The sequence below is a fragment of the Phyllobacterium myrsinacearum genome (assembly GCF_002980555.1).
In the GTDB taxonomy this organism is placed as follows: domain Bacteria; phylum Pseudomonadota; class Alphaproteobacteria; order Rhizobiales; family Rhizobiaceae; genus Phyllobacterium; species Phyllobacterium myrsinacearum.
Genome location: NZ_PVBT01000002.1, coordinates 519,084 through 535,923 on the forward strand (window position 1 = coordinate 519,084; position 16,840 = coordinate 535,923).

Sequence of the window (16,840 nt, forward strand, 5' to 3'; positions counted from 1 at the left end):
TGCGGCGTTTCCAGGCGCTCTACGCCATGGCGGCGGCGAAGGGGTTTTCCACCCTGGGCCAATAGCTGTTCTTCAGTTTTGTATAGGGCAGGTCTTCAAAATGCGGCTGCAATGCGCCCGGTGCGGCGATGTAAAGGATTTTGCTGGCAATCGGCTCAAATCCGGCGCGGAAGTGATTGCTTGATTTGACGATGACGATTTTCCGGGTCGAGGGATCAAGCCCGAGCGCTGTCATGCATTCCGGATGAAACGTCTGGGTACGCAGGCTGTTGAGGATGATGTCGACACCATCGCAACTGACCCAGGCGGCATCGCCAATGGACAGTGGCACAATGCCGAAACGCTGGGTGATGCCGGAGGCAAGGCGCCGTACGGTCACTGTCAGGTCAAGCGGCTGGCCCGATGCCTCGCCTATCTTGCCGCCGATCCGCAAGGGAAGCACAGCACCTTCCCCGGCTTCGTGGCAAAGCCGGACGGCGATGGGATCCCAATAGAGGCAGCTGACAACGTCCTTGATGCCCCGTTCAATGACGCGCCTGAGCACGAACGTCGAATCTCCGGGCGCGCCGCCGCCGGCATTGTCCGATACGTCGGCAAGCACGACCGTACCGTGCGGCACCTCCAGCGCCTGATCGAGCGCTTCGTCGATGCTGGCGTGTTCCGGTTTGAGTTCCTTTCGCAGCGAGAATATTTCCTGCCCGAACGCCGTTGCCAGCGCCTGCGCCTTGCCGATATCGCGATCCGCGACCACCAGCATCTTTGCGCCGACATCCGCAACATCGCCCCAGGGAAAGCCGTGGCAGAAGGAGACAGACAAGATGCCGTCCTGTCCCTCGAGGGCTTTCATCCGGTCAACCAGCCCGCGCAGCGGCTGCTGATGCACGCGGAACGTGCCGATCATGCGGCAGTCGAAATCGGCCATCACCGGGCGGCAGCCGTCCTCAACCACCTTGACCAGCAGCTGGAACAGGTGTTCCGCGCGCTCTTCTATATCCGTATGCGGATATTCCTTGTAAGCGACCAGCATGGTGGCATTGTCGATCATGGTTCTTGTCATGTGGCAATGCAGATCGAGTTCCGCACCGACGGGTATGTCAGGGCCTACGATCTTGCGGACATGAGAGAGAAGGTCGCCTTCGACATCGTCATAGCCCTCGGCAACGCAGGCGCCGTGCAGTGCCAGCAGCACGCCATCAACTGGCATTGCCGCCTGAAGGTCGGCGAGGATTTCCGCGCGAAACGCTTCATAGGTTGCCCGGGTCGTGGTGCCGCCCGGTTCCGCCACGGCGCAGAGGCTTTCAACCACATCCCAGCCGCGGGCCGCTGCGGCATTCAACCAGACATGCATCTGGGACGAGCAGCAATTCAACGGCCTGGACGTGGCGTCGCCATGCGCAATAAGATTCTCACGGAATGCCTCATAACCCGTTGGTATGGGGGAAAAGGTGTTTGTCTCCGTATCCAGACCTGCAATGAACAGCTTCATGGGGCTCCTCCGAATTTTTGAAAATTAATTTTCCTATAGATAAATTATGTTTCTTGTCGGAAAGTCAATCTGGTATTAAGCCATACAGTCTGGAGCTGGGAGGAAAACATGCGCCTTTACATTTCTGCCGATATTGAGGGGATCGTCGGCGTGGTCAGCCGCGATCATCTGACGCCCGAGGGGTTCGAGTATGAACGCGCCCGCGATTGGATGACCGACACGGTTGTCGCCGCCTGTGAGGAGGCGCACGACAACGGCGTCGAGGAAATCGTGCTGAGCGACTCGCACGGCAATGGCCAGAGCATCAAGATCGAGCGCCTGCCCGATTATGTTCAGATCGTCCGCAGCTGGCCGCGGCCGCTGATGATGATGCAGGGAATCGAGGTCGGAACATTCGCCGGAGCCATGCTCATCGGCTATCATGCCGGCGCCAGTCACATGGGCGGCGTTCTCTCCCATACGATCGGTGGAACGGCATTTCACGAAATCCGCATCAACGGCAAGGTTGTGCCCGAGGCCGGCATCAATGCCGCGACCGCTGGCGATTTCGGCATTCCGGTCATCCTGGCGTCCGGCGACGATGTGGCGATGCAGGAGATCAGCGAACATCTGGGGGACATCGTGACCGTTCCCGTGAAGTGGGCCTATGGCACCCGTTCGGCGCGCTCGCTCACCCCCAATGCAGCCCATGAAAAACTGCGGGCGGGCGTTAAGACGGCCCTGTCGCAGATCGGTTCCATGCAACCGCTGGTGATTGAGAAACCCGTTCTGGAAATCACCTTCCGCAACCGGTTGCCCGCCGAATTCCTGTCCTATCTGAAGTTTGTCGAGCGAACCGACGGCTATACGATCCGTTATCAGGCAGACGATATGGTCGATGTGTCGAAGTTCATCATGTTCGTTCTCGGCTTCAATTCTCAACTGACATTCTAGCCACGCACAAGCCGTCACCCGCAATGACTGCGTATTTTGGGAGTATGGAAACAATGACGAGGGAAGTTGAATGGGCCCGCTTGACGGCCCCGGAACTGAAGGAGCGGGCAGGGCAGCCAAATGCGCTGGTGATCCTGCCGGTTGGCTCGCTCGAGCAGCACGGGCCCCATCTACCGGTCATCACCGATACCGCCAGCGCCGTTGCCGTGTCGCTTCAGGCGGCAAGGCTGGTTGCTGAGGAGATTCCGGTAACGGTTCTGCCCGGCCTCTGGCTTGGCATGAGCGAGCATCATTTTCCCTTCGGCGGCACGATCAGCCTCGATTATGCGGCCTATCGCGCCGTGCTGACGAGCATCGTCCGCTCCCTCAAGGTTCTGGGCTTCCAGAGGCTGCTCATCGTCAATGGCCATGGCGGCAACATCGATCCGCTGGCCGTTTCCGTGCGCGAGCTGGCGGTGGAATACGCCATGCCAATCGTTGCCACGACGCCGTGGATGCTTGCGCCGGAAAAGCTGGCCGCGGTCTTTGAGGTGGATGCGGGGCCGACCCACGCCTGCGAAGGGGAATCCTCGCTGATGCTGGCCATCGCCGGAGACATGGTGAAGACACAGAAGTTTTCCGAAGCTGCGCAAAAACATGATGGCGCCATATCGGTTCCATCGGGGATTTCGCGCTTCTACGCCTTCCCGGAAAGGGCCCCCGTCACCGGCACCATGGGAGACCCGCGGTCGGCATCGGCAGAAAAGGGTGAGCGCTTCCTGCAAATTCAGGCGGACGAGCTTGTGTCGCTGATCCGCTCGGAGCAACTCTGGTCGAAGCCGCAGGCGGTCTGGGCCGCATCGTAATCCGGTTTGGTTTGCAAGGAAGACAGGCGGGGCGCGTCTAAGCCCCGCCCATAAAAACAAAAGAGGAGAACATCTGATGAATTTCGGTATCGCCCAGCATTCCATCGCTCTTGCCTGCACCGCTTTGTCCCTCACGCTTTTCCCGGTCCTGGCAGCACCGGCCAGCGCCAAGACACTGGTCTATTGCTCGGAGGCCTCGCCTGAAGGGTTTGACCCGGCGCTTTATTCCACCAACAGCACCTGGGATGCCTCATCGAAGCCGGTGTATAATCGGCTTGTGGAGTTTCAGAACGGAACAACCAATGTCCTTCCCGGTCTTGCCGAGAGCTGGACGATTTCCGATGACAAGCTCACCTATACGTTCAAGCTTCGAAACAACGTAAAATTCCACACGACCGAGTATTTTACGCCCAGCCGCGACCTCAATGCTGACGATGTTGTTTTCTCGCTGCAGCGCCAGCTCGACAAGACCAGTCCCTGGCACACCTATATCACGGGCATCACCTGGGAAATGACAACCGCCATGGGCCTTCCCGACATGGTCAAGGAAATCAGCAAGGTCGACGACAAGACCGTTAAGATCGTTCTGTCGGCCCCCAGTGCTTCGGTGCTTGCCAACCTTGCCATGGACTTTGCATCGATCCTTTCCAAGGAATATGCCGATCATTTGCAGGCGGATGGAAAGATGACACAGCTCAACGAATTGCCGGTGGGGACCGGACCATATCAGTTCGTCAATTACCAGCAGGACTCCGTGGTCCGTTTCGCCGCCAATCCGGACTACTGGGACGGCAGACAGAAGATCGACGACCTGATTTTCTCCATTACCCTTGACCAGACGACACGGATACAGAAGCTGCGGGCAGGGGAGTGTCAGGTTGCCTCCTATCCGTCGCCCGCCGATGTCGCCGGGTTGAAAGCCGACAGCGAATTGAAGGTGCTGGAACAACCCGGCCTGAACGTCGCCTACCTCGCCTACAACACGCTTGTCCCGCCGTTCGACAAGGCCGAAGTGCGCAGGGCGTTGAACATGGCGATCAACAAGCAGGCCATTGTCGATGCCGTATTCCAGGGCATGGGTCAGGTCGCCAAGAACCCGCTACCGCCTGCAGGCTGGGGTTACAATGATGCCGTCAACGACGATCCCTACGATCCGGAAAAGGCAAAATCGATGCTTCAGGCTGCCGGCGTCGGCAATCTGGCGATGAAGGTCTGGGCAATGCCGGTCAGCCGCCCCTATATGCCCAATGCCCGCCGGGCCGCCGAATTGATCCAGGCCGATTTCGCCAGGGTTGGCGTGTCGGTCGAGATCGTTTCCTATGAATGGGGCGAATACCTCAAGAAGGCGCGCGACAAGAACCGGGACGGAGCCGTCATTCTCGGCGGGACCAGCGACAATGGCGATCCGGATAACCTTTTGAGCTTCTTCTTCGGCTGTGCCGGTGTGGGTTCCAGCAACTACTCGAACTGGTGTTTCCAGCCGCTCGATTCACTTCTGCAAAAGGCACGGATTATTCCGGATCAGGCCGAACGCACCAAGCTCTATGAAGAAGCGCAGGTCATCATCAAGAGGGAGGCGCCGATTGCCGCCCTCGATCATTCGACGGTTGTCATGCCCATGTCGAAAAAAGTGTCCGGATATGTACTTGATCCCCTGGGTTCGCATCGTTTTGACGGTGTCGATCTGGCGGAATAGCTGAAAGCACCGGCGCAGGGTCGATTTCGGTAAAAACCGCTTCAGTTTCCCCCCGGATATGGCTAGAGCACTTCCGGCCATAGGGGGAACTGGAGCGGTGGAATCACGACATATCGTTCAAGCACAGGGTGCCGCGGCCGTTCGAATCTATCGCATCCTGCTCGCACTTGCCGTTTTGATGGGTATTGGCATCGCCTATTTCGCCATCATACCGGCCACTCATGTCAGCCGGCTCCGGCTGACGGCCAACTTTTTCAGCTATTTCACCATCCAGACCAATACGCTTGTTTTTCTCGGCCTGATATTTTCACTGGCAGCACCAGCTTCCCGTCCGGGACAATGGGTGCAGCGTCCCCCTGTCAGGTCGGCGCTGTTGTCATACGTGGTCATGACCAGCATCATCTATGCCCTTGTCCTGCAGACCGCGTGGCGGCCAACCGGATGGCAGGCGCGCGGCGACCAGATTCTGCATTACGCCGTTCCGGTGCTTTACGCCATTGACTGGCTGTTCTGGGTCCGGCGCGGCGCGCTCTTGTGGCGCCATGCTTTGTGGTGGCTGCTTTTCCCGGCGGCTTATGCGGTCTACACCCTGATCCACGGTCATTTCTCCGGGTTCTATCCCTACCCGTTTATCGATGTTCCCGAAATCGGTCTCGGGGAAACCGTGGTGAACATGGCCTGGATGACCGCCGGTTTTCTCGGGCTGGGAACACTGGTCGTCACTATCGACCGGCTGATATGCAGATATGGTGCCCGCAAGGCACGAGCACTCTAAAGAAATTCTGCTCTAGGCCCGTTCTTCCCAGATCTTCGCAAGTTCGACCAGCGTCTTGACAGCCCTTTCCATATCCTGGCGGCTGACCCATTCGAGCGGCGAGTGGAAGGCGTGGCCGCCGGCAAAAATATTGGCGCATGGCAATCCCATGAACGACAGCCGCGAGCCATCGGTGCCGCCGCGGATGCTGCCGCGCACCGGCACCATGCCGGCCCGGCGAACCGCCTCAACCGCATTGTCGACGATCTCCGGATGCCGGTCGAGGACGGATTTCATGTTGCGGTACTGCTGTCTGACGGTGAACGTATGGGAAGATCCGGGATAACCGGCCATGACCTCCTTCACCAGCGCTTCGAGCATGGCTTCCTTGGCAGCAAGGCCATCCTCGGTGAAATCGCGGATGATGAAGCTGAGCGCCGCCTTTTCCATCGAACCGGTGACGCCTGTCGGATGAATAAAACCCTCTTTGCCTTCCGTTGTCTCGGGCGCAATATCCCGCGGCAGCCGGTCGATGATGGCGCCGGCGATCTTGATGGCGTTTTCCATCTTGTCCTTGGCGAAACCCGGATGAATTGCGACACCTGAAATGGTGATGTCGACCCCGTCGGCCGAGAAACTCTCGTCCTCGATATGGCCTGCGGTTTCGCCGTCGACGGTATAGGCGAACCGCGCGCCAAGCTTGGCCACATCCACCTTGTCGACGCCGCGCCCGATTTCCTCGTCCACGGTGAGCAGCAGCTTGATCGTGCCGTGGCGGATATCCGGGTTGTCGACAAGGAACTGTGCCGCCGTGATGATCTCTGCCAATCCCGCCTTGTCGTCGGCACCGAGAAGGGTGGTTCCGTCTGTCGTGATGATGTCATTGCCGATCTGGTCGAGCAGGACCGGATTGTCACTGACGCGAATGACCTGCTGCGGGTCGCCGGTCAGCTGTATGTCGCCGCCGCCATAGTTCTGCAGAATGCGCGGCTTGACGTTTGTGCCGGTAAAATCGGGCGCCGTGTCCATGTGCGAGCAGAAGCAGATGACCGGCACCGGCCTGTCGACATTGGACGGGATCGTTGCGTGGACATAGCCGTGCTCGTCCATATGCGCATCCGATAGGCCGATGGCGAGCAATTCCGCGACCAGCACATGGCCGAGATTCTTCTGCTTCTCGGTAGATGGTTGCGCCGGGGATTGCGGGTCCGATTGGGTGTCGATGACGACGTAGCGAAGGAAACGATCGGTAACGGTGTCAGTCATGGGCTCAGCTCCAATCTTTGCATGCCAGCGATGTACTGCTGTAACTCTTGGCACCGGAGTCGTGAATAGATTTTTGCCTTGCTCCCCGCTTTTTCCCGTTGACCAGTTGGCACGCGCATCGGGACCGGGCGAAAGCGGACAGGACAAACCTATTCGGCCTGCGGCGCGGGCACCTTTGTTTGCGCCGGCTTGCGCTCGAACAGTTTCATGACGAACACAAAGAAAACAGGCACAAAGAAGACGGCAAGAACCGTGGCCGAGACCATGCCGCCGAAGACGCCGGTTCCCAAAGCGTGCTGCGTTTCGGCACTGGCTCCGCGCGCGACCATCAGCGGGACAACGCCAAGCGCAAAGGCAAGCGACGTCATCAGAATTGGCCGCAGCCGGAGGCTGGCCGCTTCGGTGACCGCCTCGCGCAGACCCGCGCCCTGTGCACGCAGCATTTTTGCAAATTCCACGATCAGAATGGCGTTCTTGGCGGACAGGCCGATGATGGTGACCAGCCCGACCTTGAAGAAGACGTCATTGGGCATTCCCCGCAACTGAACCGCCAGCACTGCACCGATGATACCGAGCGGAACGACCAGCATGACGGAGAGCGGGATCGACCAGCTTTCATAGAGCGCCGCCAGCACCAGGAAGACCACCAGCATCGACAGTGCAAGCAGGATCGGCGCCTGGGACCCGGATTGCCGTTCCTCCAGGGATTGACCTGTCCATTCCACGGCAAAGCCGGGGGGAAGCTGGGCGGCCAGCCGGTCCATTTCAGCCATGGCCGTGCCGCTGGAAACGCCGGGCGCGGCATTTCCGGCAATGCGGACGGCGGGAAAGCCGTTGTAACGGACGAGCTGCAGCGGACTGGCTGTCCAGACGGGGGTGACGACTTCCGACAGTGAAACCATGCCGCCTGCGGTGTTGCGGACATAAAGCTTCAGGACATCCTCGACCTGCATGCGCGTGGGGGCATCCGCCTGGATGATAACCTGCTGCAGCCGGCCGTTGTTGGGGAAGTCGTTGACATAGGAGGAGCCCATGGCAATCGACAATGTGTCGCTGATTGCCGAAAAGGGCACGCCAAGCGCATCCGCCTTCTGCCGGTCGATATTCAATTTCACGCTTGGGCCATCGGGCAGGCCTTCCGGATACACACCAGCGACGAGTTTGCTCTGGGCGGCGAGTGCCAGCAGTTTGGCAAGCGCCGCTTTGAGCGCCTCCGGGCTGCGGTTCGAGCGGTCCTGCAGCCGAAGCGAAAAGCCTGAGGTGGTGCCAAGTTCTTCGATCGCCGGAGGCTTGACCACCATGACCGTTCCCTCGCGTGTTCCCGCCATGGCCTCGGTGGCGGCTTTTACCTCGTCGTCAATGGTCGCGCCGTTGCGGTCCGACCAGTCCTTCAAGGTCGAAAAGGAAAGTGCTGCGTTCGGTCCTGAGCCGTTGAATCCGAATCCGAGAATGGAAAGATTGTCCCGGATTGCCGGGCGGGATGCGGCATGCCTGTCGTAGGTTTCCACAAGTGCCAGGGTGCGCTCGGCCGTTGCATCGGCAGGCAGCGAGAACGACGCCATGAAATTACCCTGGTCTTCTTCGGGCAGGAATGACGAGGGCAGCTGCATGAAGCTGTAGGCCAGCGCGGCAAGGATGACCGCGTACAGCACCATCATGCGGCCGGTGCGCTTGACAAGGCCGGCAACCGATCCGCGGTAGCGGTTGGTGAGCCGGTCAAACATGCGGTTGAACCAGCCGAAGAAGCCCTTCCTGTCGTGGTGCGCCGGATCGACCGGCTTCAGCAGCGTTGCGCACAGGGCCGGGGTCAGCGTCAGAGCCAGGAAAGCCGAGAACAGGATCGACACGGCGATCGAGAGCGTGAACTGCCTGTAGATCGCGCCGACGGAGCCGCTGGTCAGTCCCATCGGGATAAAGACCGCCGACAGGACCAGGGTAATGCCGATCACGGCGCCGGTGATTTCCCGCATCGCCTTCTGCGTCGCTTCCTTGGGCGGCAATCCTTCTTTGGCCATGATGCGCTCGACATTCTCCACGACGACGATGGCGTCGTCGACGATGATGCCGATTGCCAGAACCATGCCGAACATGGTCAGGACGTTGATGGAAAAACCGGCGACGAGCATGATGGCGAAGGTGCCAAGCAGGGCAATCGGCGCGACGATGGCCGGGATGAGCGTGTAGCGAATATTCTGCAGAAACAGAAACATGACCAGGAAAACCAGAACCATCGCTTCAACAAGCGTGTTCACCACTTTCTCGATCGAAATCTTGACGAACGGCGCCGTGTCGTAGGGAATGGAGTAGGTCATTCCCTCCGGCATGACCGGTGCGAGTTCGGCCAGGCGAAGACGGACGGCATCGGCCGTGCGCACGGCATTGGCGCCGGGCGAGAGCTGAACGGCGGCGGCAGAAGCGGGCTGGCCGTTGGCGCGGGTCGAGAACGACAGATTCTGGGCCCCCAGTTCCACGCGGGCAACGTCACGCATCAGCAGCTTGGAGCCGTTGGATTCCGAGCGCAGGACAATGGCGGCAAACTGTTCCGGCGTCGTCAATTGCCCCTGCACGGTCAGCGGCACCGTTACCTTCTGTCCCGGCACCGTTGGCGCGTCGCCGACGCGGCCCGGTGCAATCTGCATGTTCTGGGTCTGAATTGCCGCGGTGATGTCGGCCATGGTCAGATTGAAGGAAATGAGCTTCGAGGGGTCGACCCATATGCGCATGGCATGTTCGGTGCTGAACGCCTGCACCCGGCCGACGCCGTGAATGCGCTTCAACTCCTCGACGATGTTGCGGCTCATATAGTCGCCAAGCTCGAGTTCGTTGTACCGGCCGTCCTTCGAATTCAGACTGACGATCATGAGGAAGCCCGAGGAGGAGGATTCCACGGTCACGCCCGTCTGACGCACGGCCTGCGGAAGCCGCGCCTCGACAGCCTTCAGGCGGTTCTGCACGTCGACCTGGGCAAGCTCCGGATCCGTGCCCGCCGTAAACGTCGCGGTGATGCTGGCGCTGCCTGATGTATCGGCTGACGATTCGAAGTAGAGCAGGTTTTTCACGCTCGACAGTTCGCGCTCGATCAGTCCGACGACGCTGTCATTGATGGTCTGTGGTGTGGCGCCCGTATAAGTGGCGCTGATGCTCACGCTTGGCGGCGCTATCGTCGGAAAACGGGCGACCGGCAGTTGCGGAATGGCGATGACGCCGAACAGGATGATGAAAATCGCGATGACCCAGGCAAAGATCGGGCGATTGATGAAAAACTGAGCCATGACCAAACTTTCCCGTAGTCAGCGCTGAACGGTCGCGGATGGCAGCTCATAGGCGACGGTCTTGAGCGCGACGCCTTCCTGAATCCGGTCCTGTCCTTCGACGACGATGGTTTCACCCGCTTTGAGCCCGCTGGTGATGACGTACTGGCCGTTCACGACGTCGCCGAGTTGCACCTGGCGCACCTGCACCTGCTTGGCATCATTGATGACCTGAAGCTGCGGGCGGCCCGAGCCGTCCCGCACCACGGCCTGTTGCGGCACCAGGAGGGCGGCGGGCTTGTTGCCGCGCGGCAAACGCGTGCGGACATACATGCCGGGCAGGAGCACGCGGTCGCGATTGTCGACGAGCACGCGCACCATGACGTTGCCGGTGCCCGGATCAACGCTGATATCGGAAAAGAGCGCGCGGCCGGTGACCGGATAGGGCGTACCGTTCGCGGCAAGGATGACAACGGGCACTTTGGACGCGTCCTCGAGTTCGCCTGACCTTGCGGCCGCGCGAATGACATCCAGCTGTGCCGCAGGCTGGCGGACATCGACATAGACCTGGTCGATCTGCTGGATGGTTGCCATGGGTTTGGCATCCGTGGGGCTGACAAGCGCCCCTTCGGTTACCAGCTCCTGACCGATGCGGCCGGGAATGGGGGCTTTGACTGAAGCAAAGTTGTAGTCGAGGCGGCGGCGTTCCAGCGCGGCGCGGGCACCGGCGACATCCGCCTTGGCACCGGCCTGCTGGGCAACGGCGTCTTCATAGCTCTGCGGACTGATCGCCTTGCTCGCGATGAGGCTGCGTGCCCGTTCGACCTGCGCTTCAGTCCGGACAAGTGTTGCTTCAGCGCGCTGCAGAGCGGCATCGGCGCTGTCGACGTCCGCCTTGAAGGGCGCCGCATTGATCTGGAACAATGGTTGGCCGGCCACGACCTCCGAGCCCTGTTCGAACATGCGTTTTTCGATGATGCCGCCGACCTGGGGACGAATCTCCGCGGTCCGGAATGCCGAGACACGGCCGGGCAGTTCATCGGCGATTGTAACGGCAGCCGGGTTGATCTGCATGACCGATACGGTGGCCGATGGCGCGGCGTCGTTCGGCGCGGTTTCGGCAGCGGTATTCCTGCCGCAGGCGGCAAGACTTGCTGCAACAACAACGGCAAAGACGATCTTTGCCCCCTGGCGGCAAAGGGGGGAAAACATTTGAATGGGGAACAACATCAGATCTCGCGCGCATATACCTGTTTGAAAAGGCCAGTGTTCAGGGAACAGCTGGCATGATGGAGAGCAAGGAAGCGATCATTCCTCGCCATCGATCGTGACGTTGCATTTGCAGGCATTGCTTCTCACATCCTATTGAGCCGGCACCTTTTCATGTCTGGGTTACCTGAACATGATGCAGTCATCAGCGAGGCGGCTTTCCGGAACCGTCAGCGGGCAAGGTTTTGAAGCGGACGATCACACGCTGCCCGATGAGGAAGGATGACTTGGGCTGAATGCTGATAATGCACTCAGCCGTGCGGATATCGACACGATCGCCGGGTGCATCGCGTGATTTTGGCTGTTCAAGGACATGCTGGATGCTGGTGACGCGCCCCGGAACGGAAACGGTGTCGTCGTTTTCCGAGATGATGTCGACATCCATGCCGGGTTTGACCAGTCTGACAAACTGCTCCTGGATTTCGGCGCGGACGATACGGGGTGCCTCGGGCAGAAGCGTGAAAAGTTCGCTGACGGCCTGGGTCGACACGACCTCGCCAACCCGCGCGGACTGGCGGATGATGCGCGCCGCGATGGGCGCGCGCACCAGCCGCATTTCCACTTCGAGACGGGTATTGTCCGCCCGGCTTTCCGCCGCCGCCACGGCGGCTTCGGCGATGACTACTTCGGCTTTGGTTGCCGATAATTGCGCCTCGGCTTCGTCAAGCGCCTGGGCCGAAACGGCATTGCCTGCCGCTGCCCGGCGAAGCCTTGCCGCCTGACGGGTCTGGGCGCCGAGCTTGGTCTGCAATGCGTCCAGCTGGCCCTTGGTCTGGCGCGCTTCCGCTTCGGCGGTGCGAAGGGCGATGAGTTCGCGGCGGTTGTCGAGTGTAGCGAGGATATCCCCGGCTTTGACACGCTGTCCTTCCTTGACCTGCACTTGCTGAATCATCCCGTCGCGCTGGGTGGAGAGCCGCAGCAGGCCGCCCTCGACATCGACCACACCGCGCGCCGCAGCGATGATGCCGGGCCTGGCCTGGGCAACTTCCGCCTGATTGGCTTCCGTCGCGCTCGATATGCTCCAAAGCGCCAGACCGGCACCGGCCAGGGCTGCCAGAACGATCGCATACTGCACAGTGGTACGCTTAAACATAATCATGACTGGTATTTCCTGCGGCTTTTGTACCGGCGGCGGGACGCCAGTCACGAAGAATGCGGCCATCTTCCATCTGCAGGACACGGTCCGCATGGGCAATGAGGCGGGGGTCATGCGAGACGCACAGAACCGTGGCCTGGGTGCGTCGTGCAATCGTATGCAATATTTCGATGACGATTTGACCGTTGACGCTGTCGAGCGCACTGGTTGGCTCATCGGCAAAGAGGATGGCAGGATTTTTCACAATGGCGCGGGCGATGGCCACGCGCTGCTTTTCGCCGCCGGACAGTTCGGCAGGGTGCAGGTGACGCCGGGCGGCGAGACCAACCTGTTCCAGCGCCCGTTCCGCCCGCTCCGCCGTCTCGTCAGCCGCAACGCCGAGATAGTCCAGCGGCACCTGGACCTGTTCGACGGCGGTCAGGGCCGGGAACAGGTTGAAGCCCTGGAAGACGAAGCCGCAATGATGCAGGCGAAAGGAATCCCGTTCGGCATCGCTTGCGGCGACGAGATCGGTTCCAAGTGTCCTGATCGCGCCTGTATCGGGAATGGTCAGGCCGCTCAACGTCGCCAGCAGGGTGCTTTTGCCGCATCCGGAAGGCCCGATGATCAGCGTCAGTTCGCCCTGAAAAATATCGATGGAGACGTCCTGCAAAGCAATCGTGCGGATTTGCTTGACAGTGAATGCCTTGCTGATGCCGGTCGCGGAAATCGTTGGCTGCATGGCGGTCACCGGAGCAATGTTGCGGGATCGGCGTGCTGCAGCCGCCGCAGGGCAAACAGGCCGGCGGCGAATGCCACTGTGAGTACAACGGTGGATGCTGCCAGGATGATGCTTGTCCGCAGTTCAAACGGCACGCTGTAGATGCGGGCGATAAGAGCGGCGGCGGTGCTGAAGACCGCGCCGACAAGCAAGCCGAGAACGCCGACCCAGGCCGCCTGTTCGATGACGATGGCGCGCAGTCCCTTGAACGACACACCCAGCGCCCGCAACGTCGCATATTGCGGAATGGACCCGGCCACGGCGGCCATCAGCGTCTGGCTGGTGACGAGCGCGCCGACAAGCATGGCGATGATGGTTGCGAAGATGAAGGCAATGCCGGCACCGGATTCGAGAAGCCAGTACCGTATCGACATTCCCGCCAGTTCCGGCGCTGACCAGACATGAAAACGCGGGATGCCGGCCGGACTGTTCAAACGATCGCGAATGGCATCCGCCGGTCCGAATTTCGTTACGGTATAAAGGAAATAGGTCACGTCATCCGTCGCCCCGAGCGCATTGTCCAGGGTCCGTGCCGTATCGATGGATGTGACGACGTTCACGCCGCCCAGCCCTCGCAAGCCTTCGATCAGGCCGACAATATGAATGCGGCGGCCATTGATCTCGGCGGTATCTCCGACATCGACGGCCAGTTTGTGCCGGTCGGTTGCATCGACCAGCGCCGTACCGGGCTGCAGCAGCAGGCTGCGCATGGCCGCGGGAACGACCGAGGAGAGACCGATGCTGCGGGCGCGCGCGTCAATACCGACGATATTGATGCTTGTGCCACCACCACGGGCGCCGCGCCAGTCGCCGGAGCCGAGCAGGAAACGTTCAACGTGGGAAATGTTCGGTTCCATGTACAGGCTGGTGGCAATGCTGGCGCTGATCGGCCGGCCGAGGTCCACGCTTTGCGTGCCGGGAAAACCCACCCAGTATTGCGCGCTGGACTGTGTGACGTAAAGCGCATTGGATCCGATGATGCCCAGAAGCAGGGCACCCTGGACGATCATGAGAACGCCGGAAAAGCCCACCGCCACAATCGCCGGAAGAAACCGCCGCCATTCATGGACCAATGTTTTGCGTGCGATGGAAACGGACATCCGCTTACCCCTTCCGTTGCCGGGCTGGGGCGGCGTCATGTGTGCTGGTCGTCAGGGGCGAAGCGCCGCCGATGGCCTTGTAGAACGTGATCAGGGCAAGCGCTTCAGCTTCCTGCGCATCGGCCAGCTGCTTGCGCTGCGCCAGAACCCGCATGGCTGCGCCGATCGACTTGGATCCGTCGCTCAGGCCTTCCCGCTCCAGGACCGTGGTTGCGGAGCGCATCTTTTGCGCGGACGCCAGATTCGTATTGAGTTGCCGGGTCGTGGCATGAACGGCCGACCACGCCCGCAGCGCGGACGACGCTTCCTCGTAGGCAACGAGAACGCTCTGCCGGTAGGCTGCAACAGCGTCGTCGAACAGAGCCTGCCGTGCCGCAACGACAGCGCGCCGCCGTCCCTGATCGAAAACCGGAATTTGAACCGAGGGCCCGCCCATGATGCCGAACGGCGAACCGTTCGACGGACCGCCAACACCGACAATGCCGCTCAGGCGGAGTTTGGGGTAAAGATCGGCCTGGGCGATGCCAATATCGGCCGCGGCGCGCACGGTTGCAAGTTCTGCCCGCCTGACGTCCGGGCGCGCGCGCAAAAGGTCCGCCGGGCGGCCGGCAACGGGGTCCAGCCGGGCGACCGGTTGAGGTTTGGCATGCTGCAAAGAGGTGTCGATCTGCGCGGTCCCGAGAAGGGTGGCAATCTGCTGCAGGGTGATGTCGATCTGCGTCTGGAACCGGGCTTGCTCCGCCTTCGCTTCGCCGAGGTTTATCCGGGATTCCTCCGCGTCCGATGCGGCGGCAAGGCCGGAACGGTATTTGACCGCGGCCAGGTTTCCATCGCGCTCGATCAGGGCGAGGGAGGCGCGGGCGATCGCCTCGCGCTCCTGCAGCGCGCGCAGGCGCACATAGGCGCTGGCAATTTCGGCGGCAACGGTGATCCGCGCTGCTTCGACATCCTCGGCGACCATGTCAGCGGATGCCTTGGCTGCCCGCTGCGTGTTCTCGCTCAACCCGAACAGGCCTATTTCCCAACCCGCTTCAAGGTTGAGCTGAACCGGGCGGCGCAACAGCTCCTCCGATTTGGTCGAACCTGTTCCGGCATTGGCCGTGCCCGATACGTCGGCGGTGGGCATGAAAAGTGTTCTGGATGTCCGCGCCATCGCACGTGCCGCAACAAGCTGCTGCTTCGCCTGTGCGATGGTAAGGTTCTGTGCAAGCGAACGCTGGACGAGCCCGCTCAGGACCGGATCGCCAAAGGCCTGCCACCAGTCGCGCAGGTCCCGCTGCCTGCCCGAGGGCAGCTTTGCCGCTGCCGCATAGCTTGCCGGCAGGCTGGGCGCCGAAAGGGCCAGGCCCGACGCATCATTCTGGCAGGCGGTCAGCAGTGCTGCTGCGGCAAGGGCACAGATGGTCTTGACGCAGGCATGGCGATGGAGAACGAGCAATGGGGCAGGGCGCAATATCAAATCTCACACACGCGACCTTGCCCACTGCGCCCGCTATTGCGGGCACAGCCATGGTCGTGGAAGCCGCGGGAACGATCGTTTTTCCCAATCGCGCTCGGTGTTGTATCTGCAGGCATTGCTTCTCACATCCAATTATCCGCACATTGTTGCATGCGAGGATTGCGGGAACATGATGGTGCAGTTGCCGTGGCGCAGATTTAAGGGTGAAAAACTGCCGTCTCAGGGCGCGTGTTTCGCCCCGGCACCCCACCGCAGGCCATCCATCAGCAATTTGACCAGACGGCGGGAACGCTCATGCCAGTCGGGAGCATCGGGAATGGAATAGATGGTGAAGAGGGCATGCAGCAGATCGGTGCTGTCGATGTCGCGCCGGATGAGATCCTGCCCGGCGGCGGCTTCCACGAGATTGCGCAGGGCGACGGAGACCATGCCGGAACTTTCGGCAAAAAGCTCGGAGTTCGTGTTGACCAGCATGCGCAGGCTGTTTGCCATGCCTCTTTTCGCGGCGATATAGCCGACAAACCGCTGCATCCACTCTTCGAGAGCCACATCCGGCGCATGGTTCAGGGATAATTCGCCGGCTGCCGCACAGAGGCTCTCGACTTCGCGGCGGTAAACCACTTCGACGAGATGTTCGCGCGTCGGGAAATGACGGTAGAGTGTGCCGATGCCAACACCGGCGCGGCGCGCGATGTCTTCGAGCGAGCCTTCAATGCCGCGTTCCGAGAAAACCGCGGCCGCAACTTCGAGCAGCTTCTCCCGGTTGCGGCGCGCATCGGCGCGCATGCCCTTGGCTGCCGGCGGGGTTGGCTCGGAATTTTCTGGCGGCTTGGCAACCAAAATCTGCTCCATGCTCATGGGGGCTTGACCACGGGCAACAAGGTCTTAAGATAAGCGGAGGCCCCTCCGTTTAAGTGGAGTCCGT

13 protein-coding genes are annotated in these 16,840 nt (G+C 60.9%); 4 read left to right on the forward strand and 9 right to left on the reverse strand.

Going from position 1 to position 16,840, the window contains the following annotated elements:
- Positions 1-19 precede the first annotated feature (19 nt).
- A complete protein-coding gene (locus tag C5750_RS09305; RefSeq protein WP_105733582.1) occupies positions 20-1,486 on the reverse strand; it encodes a M81 family metallopeptidase in 1,467 nt (488 codons plus the stop codon).
- 108 nt (positions 1,487-1,594) lie between these two features.
- On the opposite strand from C5750_RS09305, the gene C5750_RS09310 reads away from it, so the two are divergent.
- The 4 genes from C5750_RS09310 to C5750_RS09325 all read left to right on the forward strand — a co-directional run bounded on the left by C5750_RS09310 (position 1,595) and on the right by C5750_RS09325 (position 5,735).
- Positions 1,595-2,419 (forward strand): M55 family metallopeptidase, encoded by an 825-nt coding sequence (locus tag C5750_RS09310; protein ID WP_105733583.1) that lies wholly within the window; start codon positions 1,595-1,597, stop codon positions 2,417-2,419.
- A gap of 53 nt (positions 2,420-2,472) precedes the next feature.
- The gene (locus tag C5750_RS09315) at positions 2,473-3,264 is read left to right on the forward strand and encodes a creatininase family protein (protein WP_105733584.1); all 792 of its coding nucleotides are present in this window, start codon (positions 2,473-2,475) and stop codon (positions 3,262-3,264) included.
- Positions 3,265-3,340: 76 nt separating this feature from the next.
- Positions 3,341-4,960 (forward strand): ABC transporter substrate-binding protein, encoded by a 1,620-nt coding sequence (locus C5750_RS09320; RefSeq protein WP_105733585.1) that lies wholly within the window; start codon positions 3,341-3,343, stop codon positions 4,958-4,960.
- Between the two features lie 97 nt (positions 4,961-5,057).
- On the forward strand, positions 5,058-5,735 hold the full coding sequence (locus C5750_RS09325; protein ID WP_245421052.1) for a Pr6Pr family membrane protein: 678 nt from the start codon (positions 5,058-5,060) through the stop codon (positions 5,733-5,735).
- A 12-nt stretch (positions 5,736-5,747) separates the two neighbouring features.
- Here the strand turns inward: C5750_RS09325 and pepT are convergent, their stop codons facing one another.
- From pepT to C5750_RS09365, 8 genes are all read right to left on the reverse strand, one after another.
- Positions 5,748-6,980 carry a peptidase T gene (gene pepT, locus C5750_RS09330; RefSeq protein ID WP_105733586.1) on the reverse strand — a complete coding sequence of 411 codons (1,233 nt, stop codon included), beginning with the start codon at positions 6,978-6,980 and terminating at the stop codon, positions 5,748-5,750.
- Positions 6,981-7,129: 149 nt separating this feature from the next.
- Positions 7,130-10,252: an efflux RND transporter permease subunit gene (locus tag C5750_RS09335; protein ID WP_105733587.1), complete on the reverse strand. Its 3,123-nt coding sequence runs from the start codon at positions 10,250-10,252 to the stop codon at positions 7,130-7,132.
- Between the two features lie 18 nt (positions 10,253-10,270).
- Complete coding sequence (locus tag C5750_RS09340; RefSeq protein WP_245421053.1) at positions 10,271-11,461, reverse strand: efflux RND transporter periplasmic adaptor subunit; 1,191 nt, start codon at positions 11,459-11,461, stop codon at positions 10,271-10,273.
- 184 nt (positions 11,462-11,645) lie between these two features.
- On the reverse strand, positions 11,646-12,599 hold the full coding sequence (locus C5750_RS09345) for an HlyD family secretion protein (protein WP_158531279.1): 954 nt from the start codon (positions 12,597-12,599) through the stop codon (positions 11,646-11,648).
- Entirely contained in the window at positions 12,586-13,317 is a 732-nt protein-coding gene (locus C5750_RS09350; RefSeq protein WP_105733878.1) for an ABC transporter ATP-binding protein, read from the reverse strand. Before C5750_RS09350 ends, C5750_RS09345 begins: the two co-directional genes overlap by 14 nt.
- A 5-nt stretch (positions 13,318-13,322) precedes the next feature.
- Positions 13,323-14,456: an ABC transporter permease gene (locus C5750_RS09355; protein WP_105733589.1), complete on the reverse strand. Its 1,134-nt coding sequence runs from the start codon at positions 14,454-14,456 to the stop codon at positions 13,323-13,325.
- Positions 14,457-14,460: 4 nt separating this feature from the next.
- Entirely contained in the window at positions 14,461-15,909 is a 1,449-nt protein-coding gene (locus C5750_RS09360) for an efflux transporter outer membrane subunit (protein ID WP_158531280.1), read from the reverse strand.
- A gap of 225 nt (positions 15,910-16,134) precedes the next feature.
- The gene (locus C5750_RS09365; protein ID WP_105733879.1) at positions 16,135-16,767 is read right to left on the reverse strand and encodes a TetR/AcrR family transcriptional regulator; all 633 of its coding nucleotides are present in this window, start codon (positions 16,765-16,767) and stop codon (positions 16,135-16,137) included.
- Positions 16,768-16,840 lie beyond the last annotated feature (73 nt).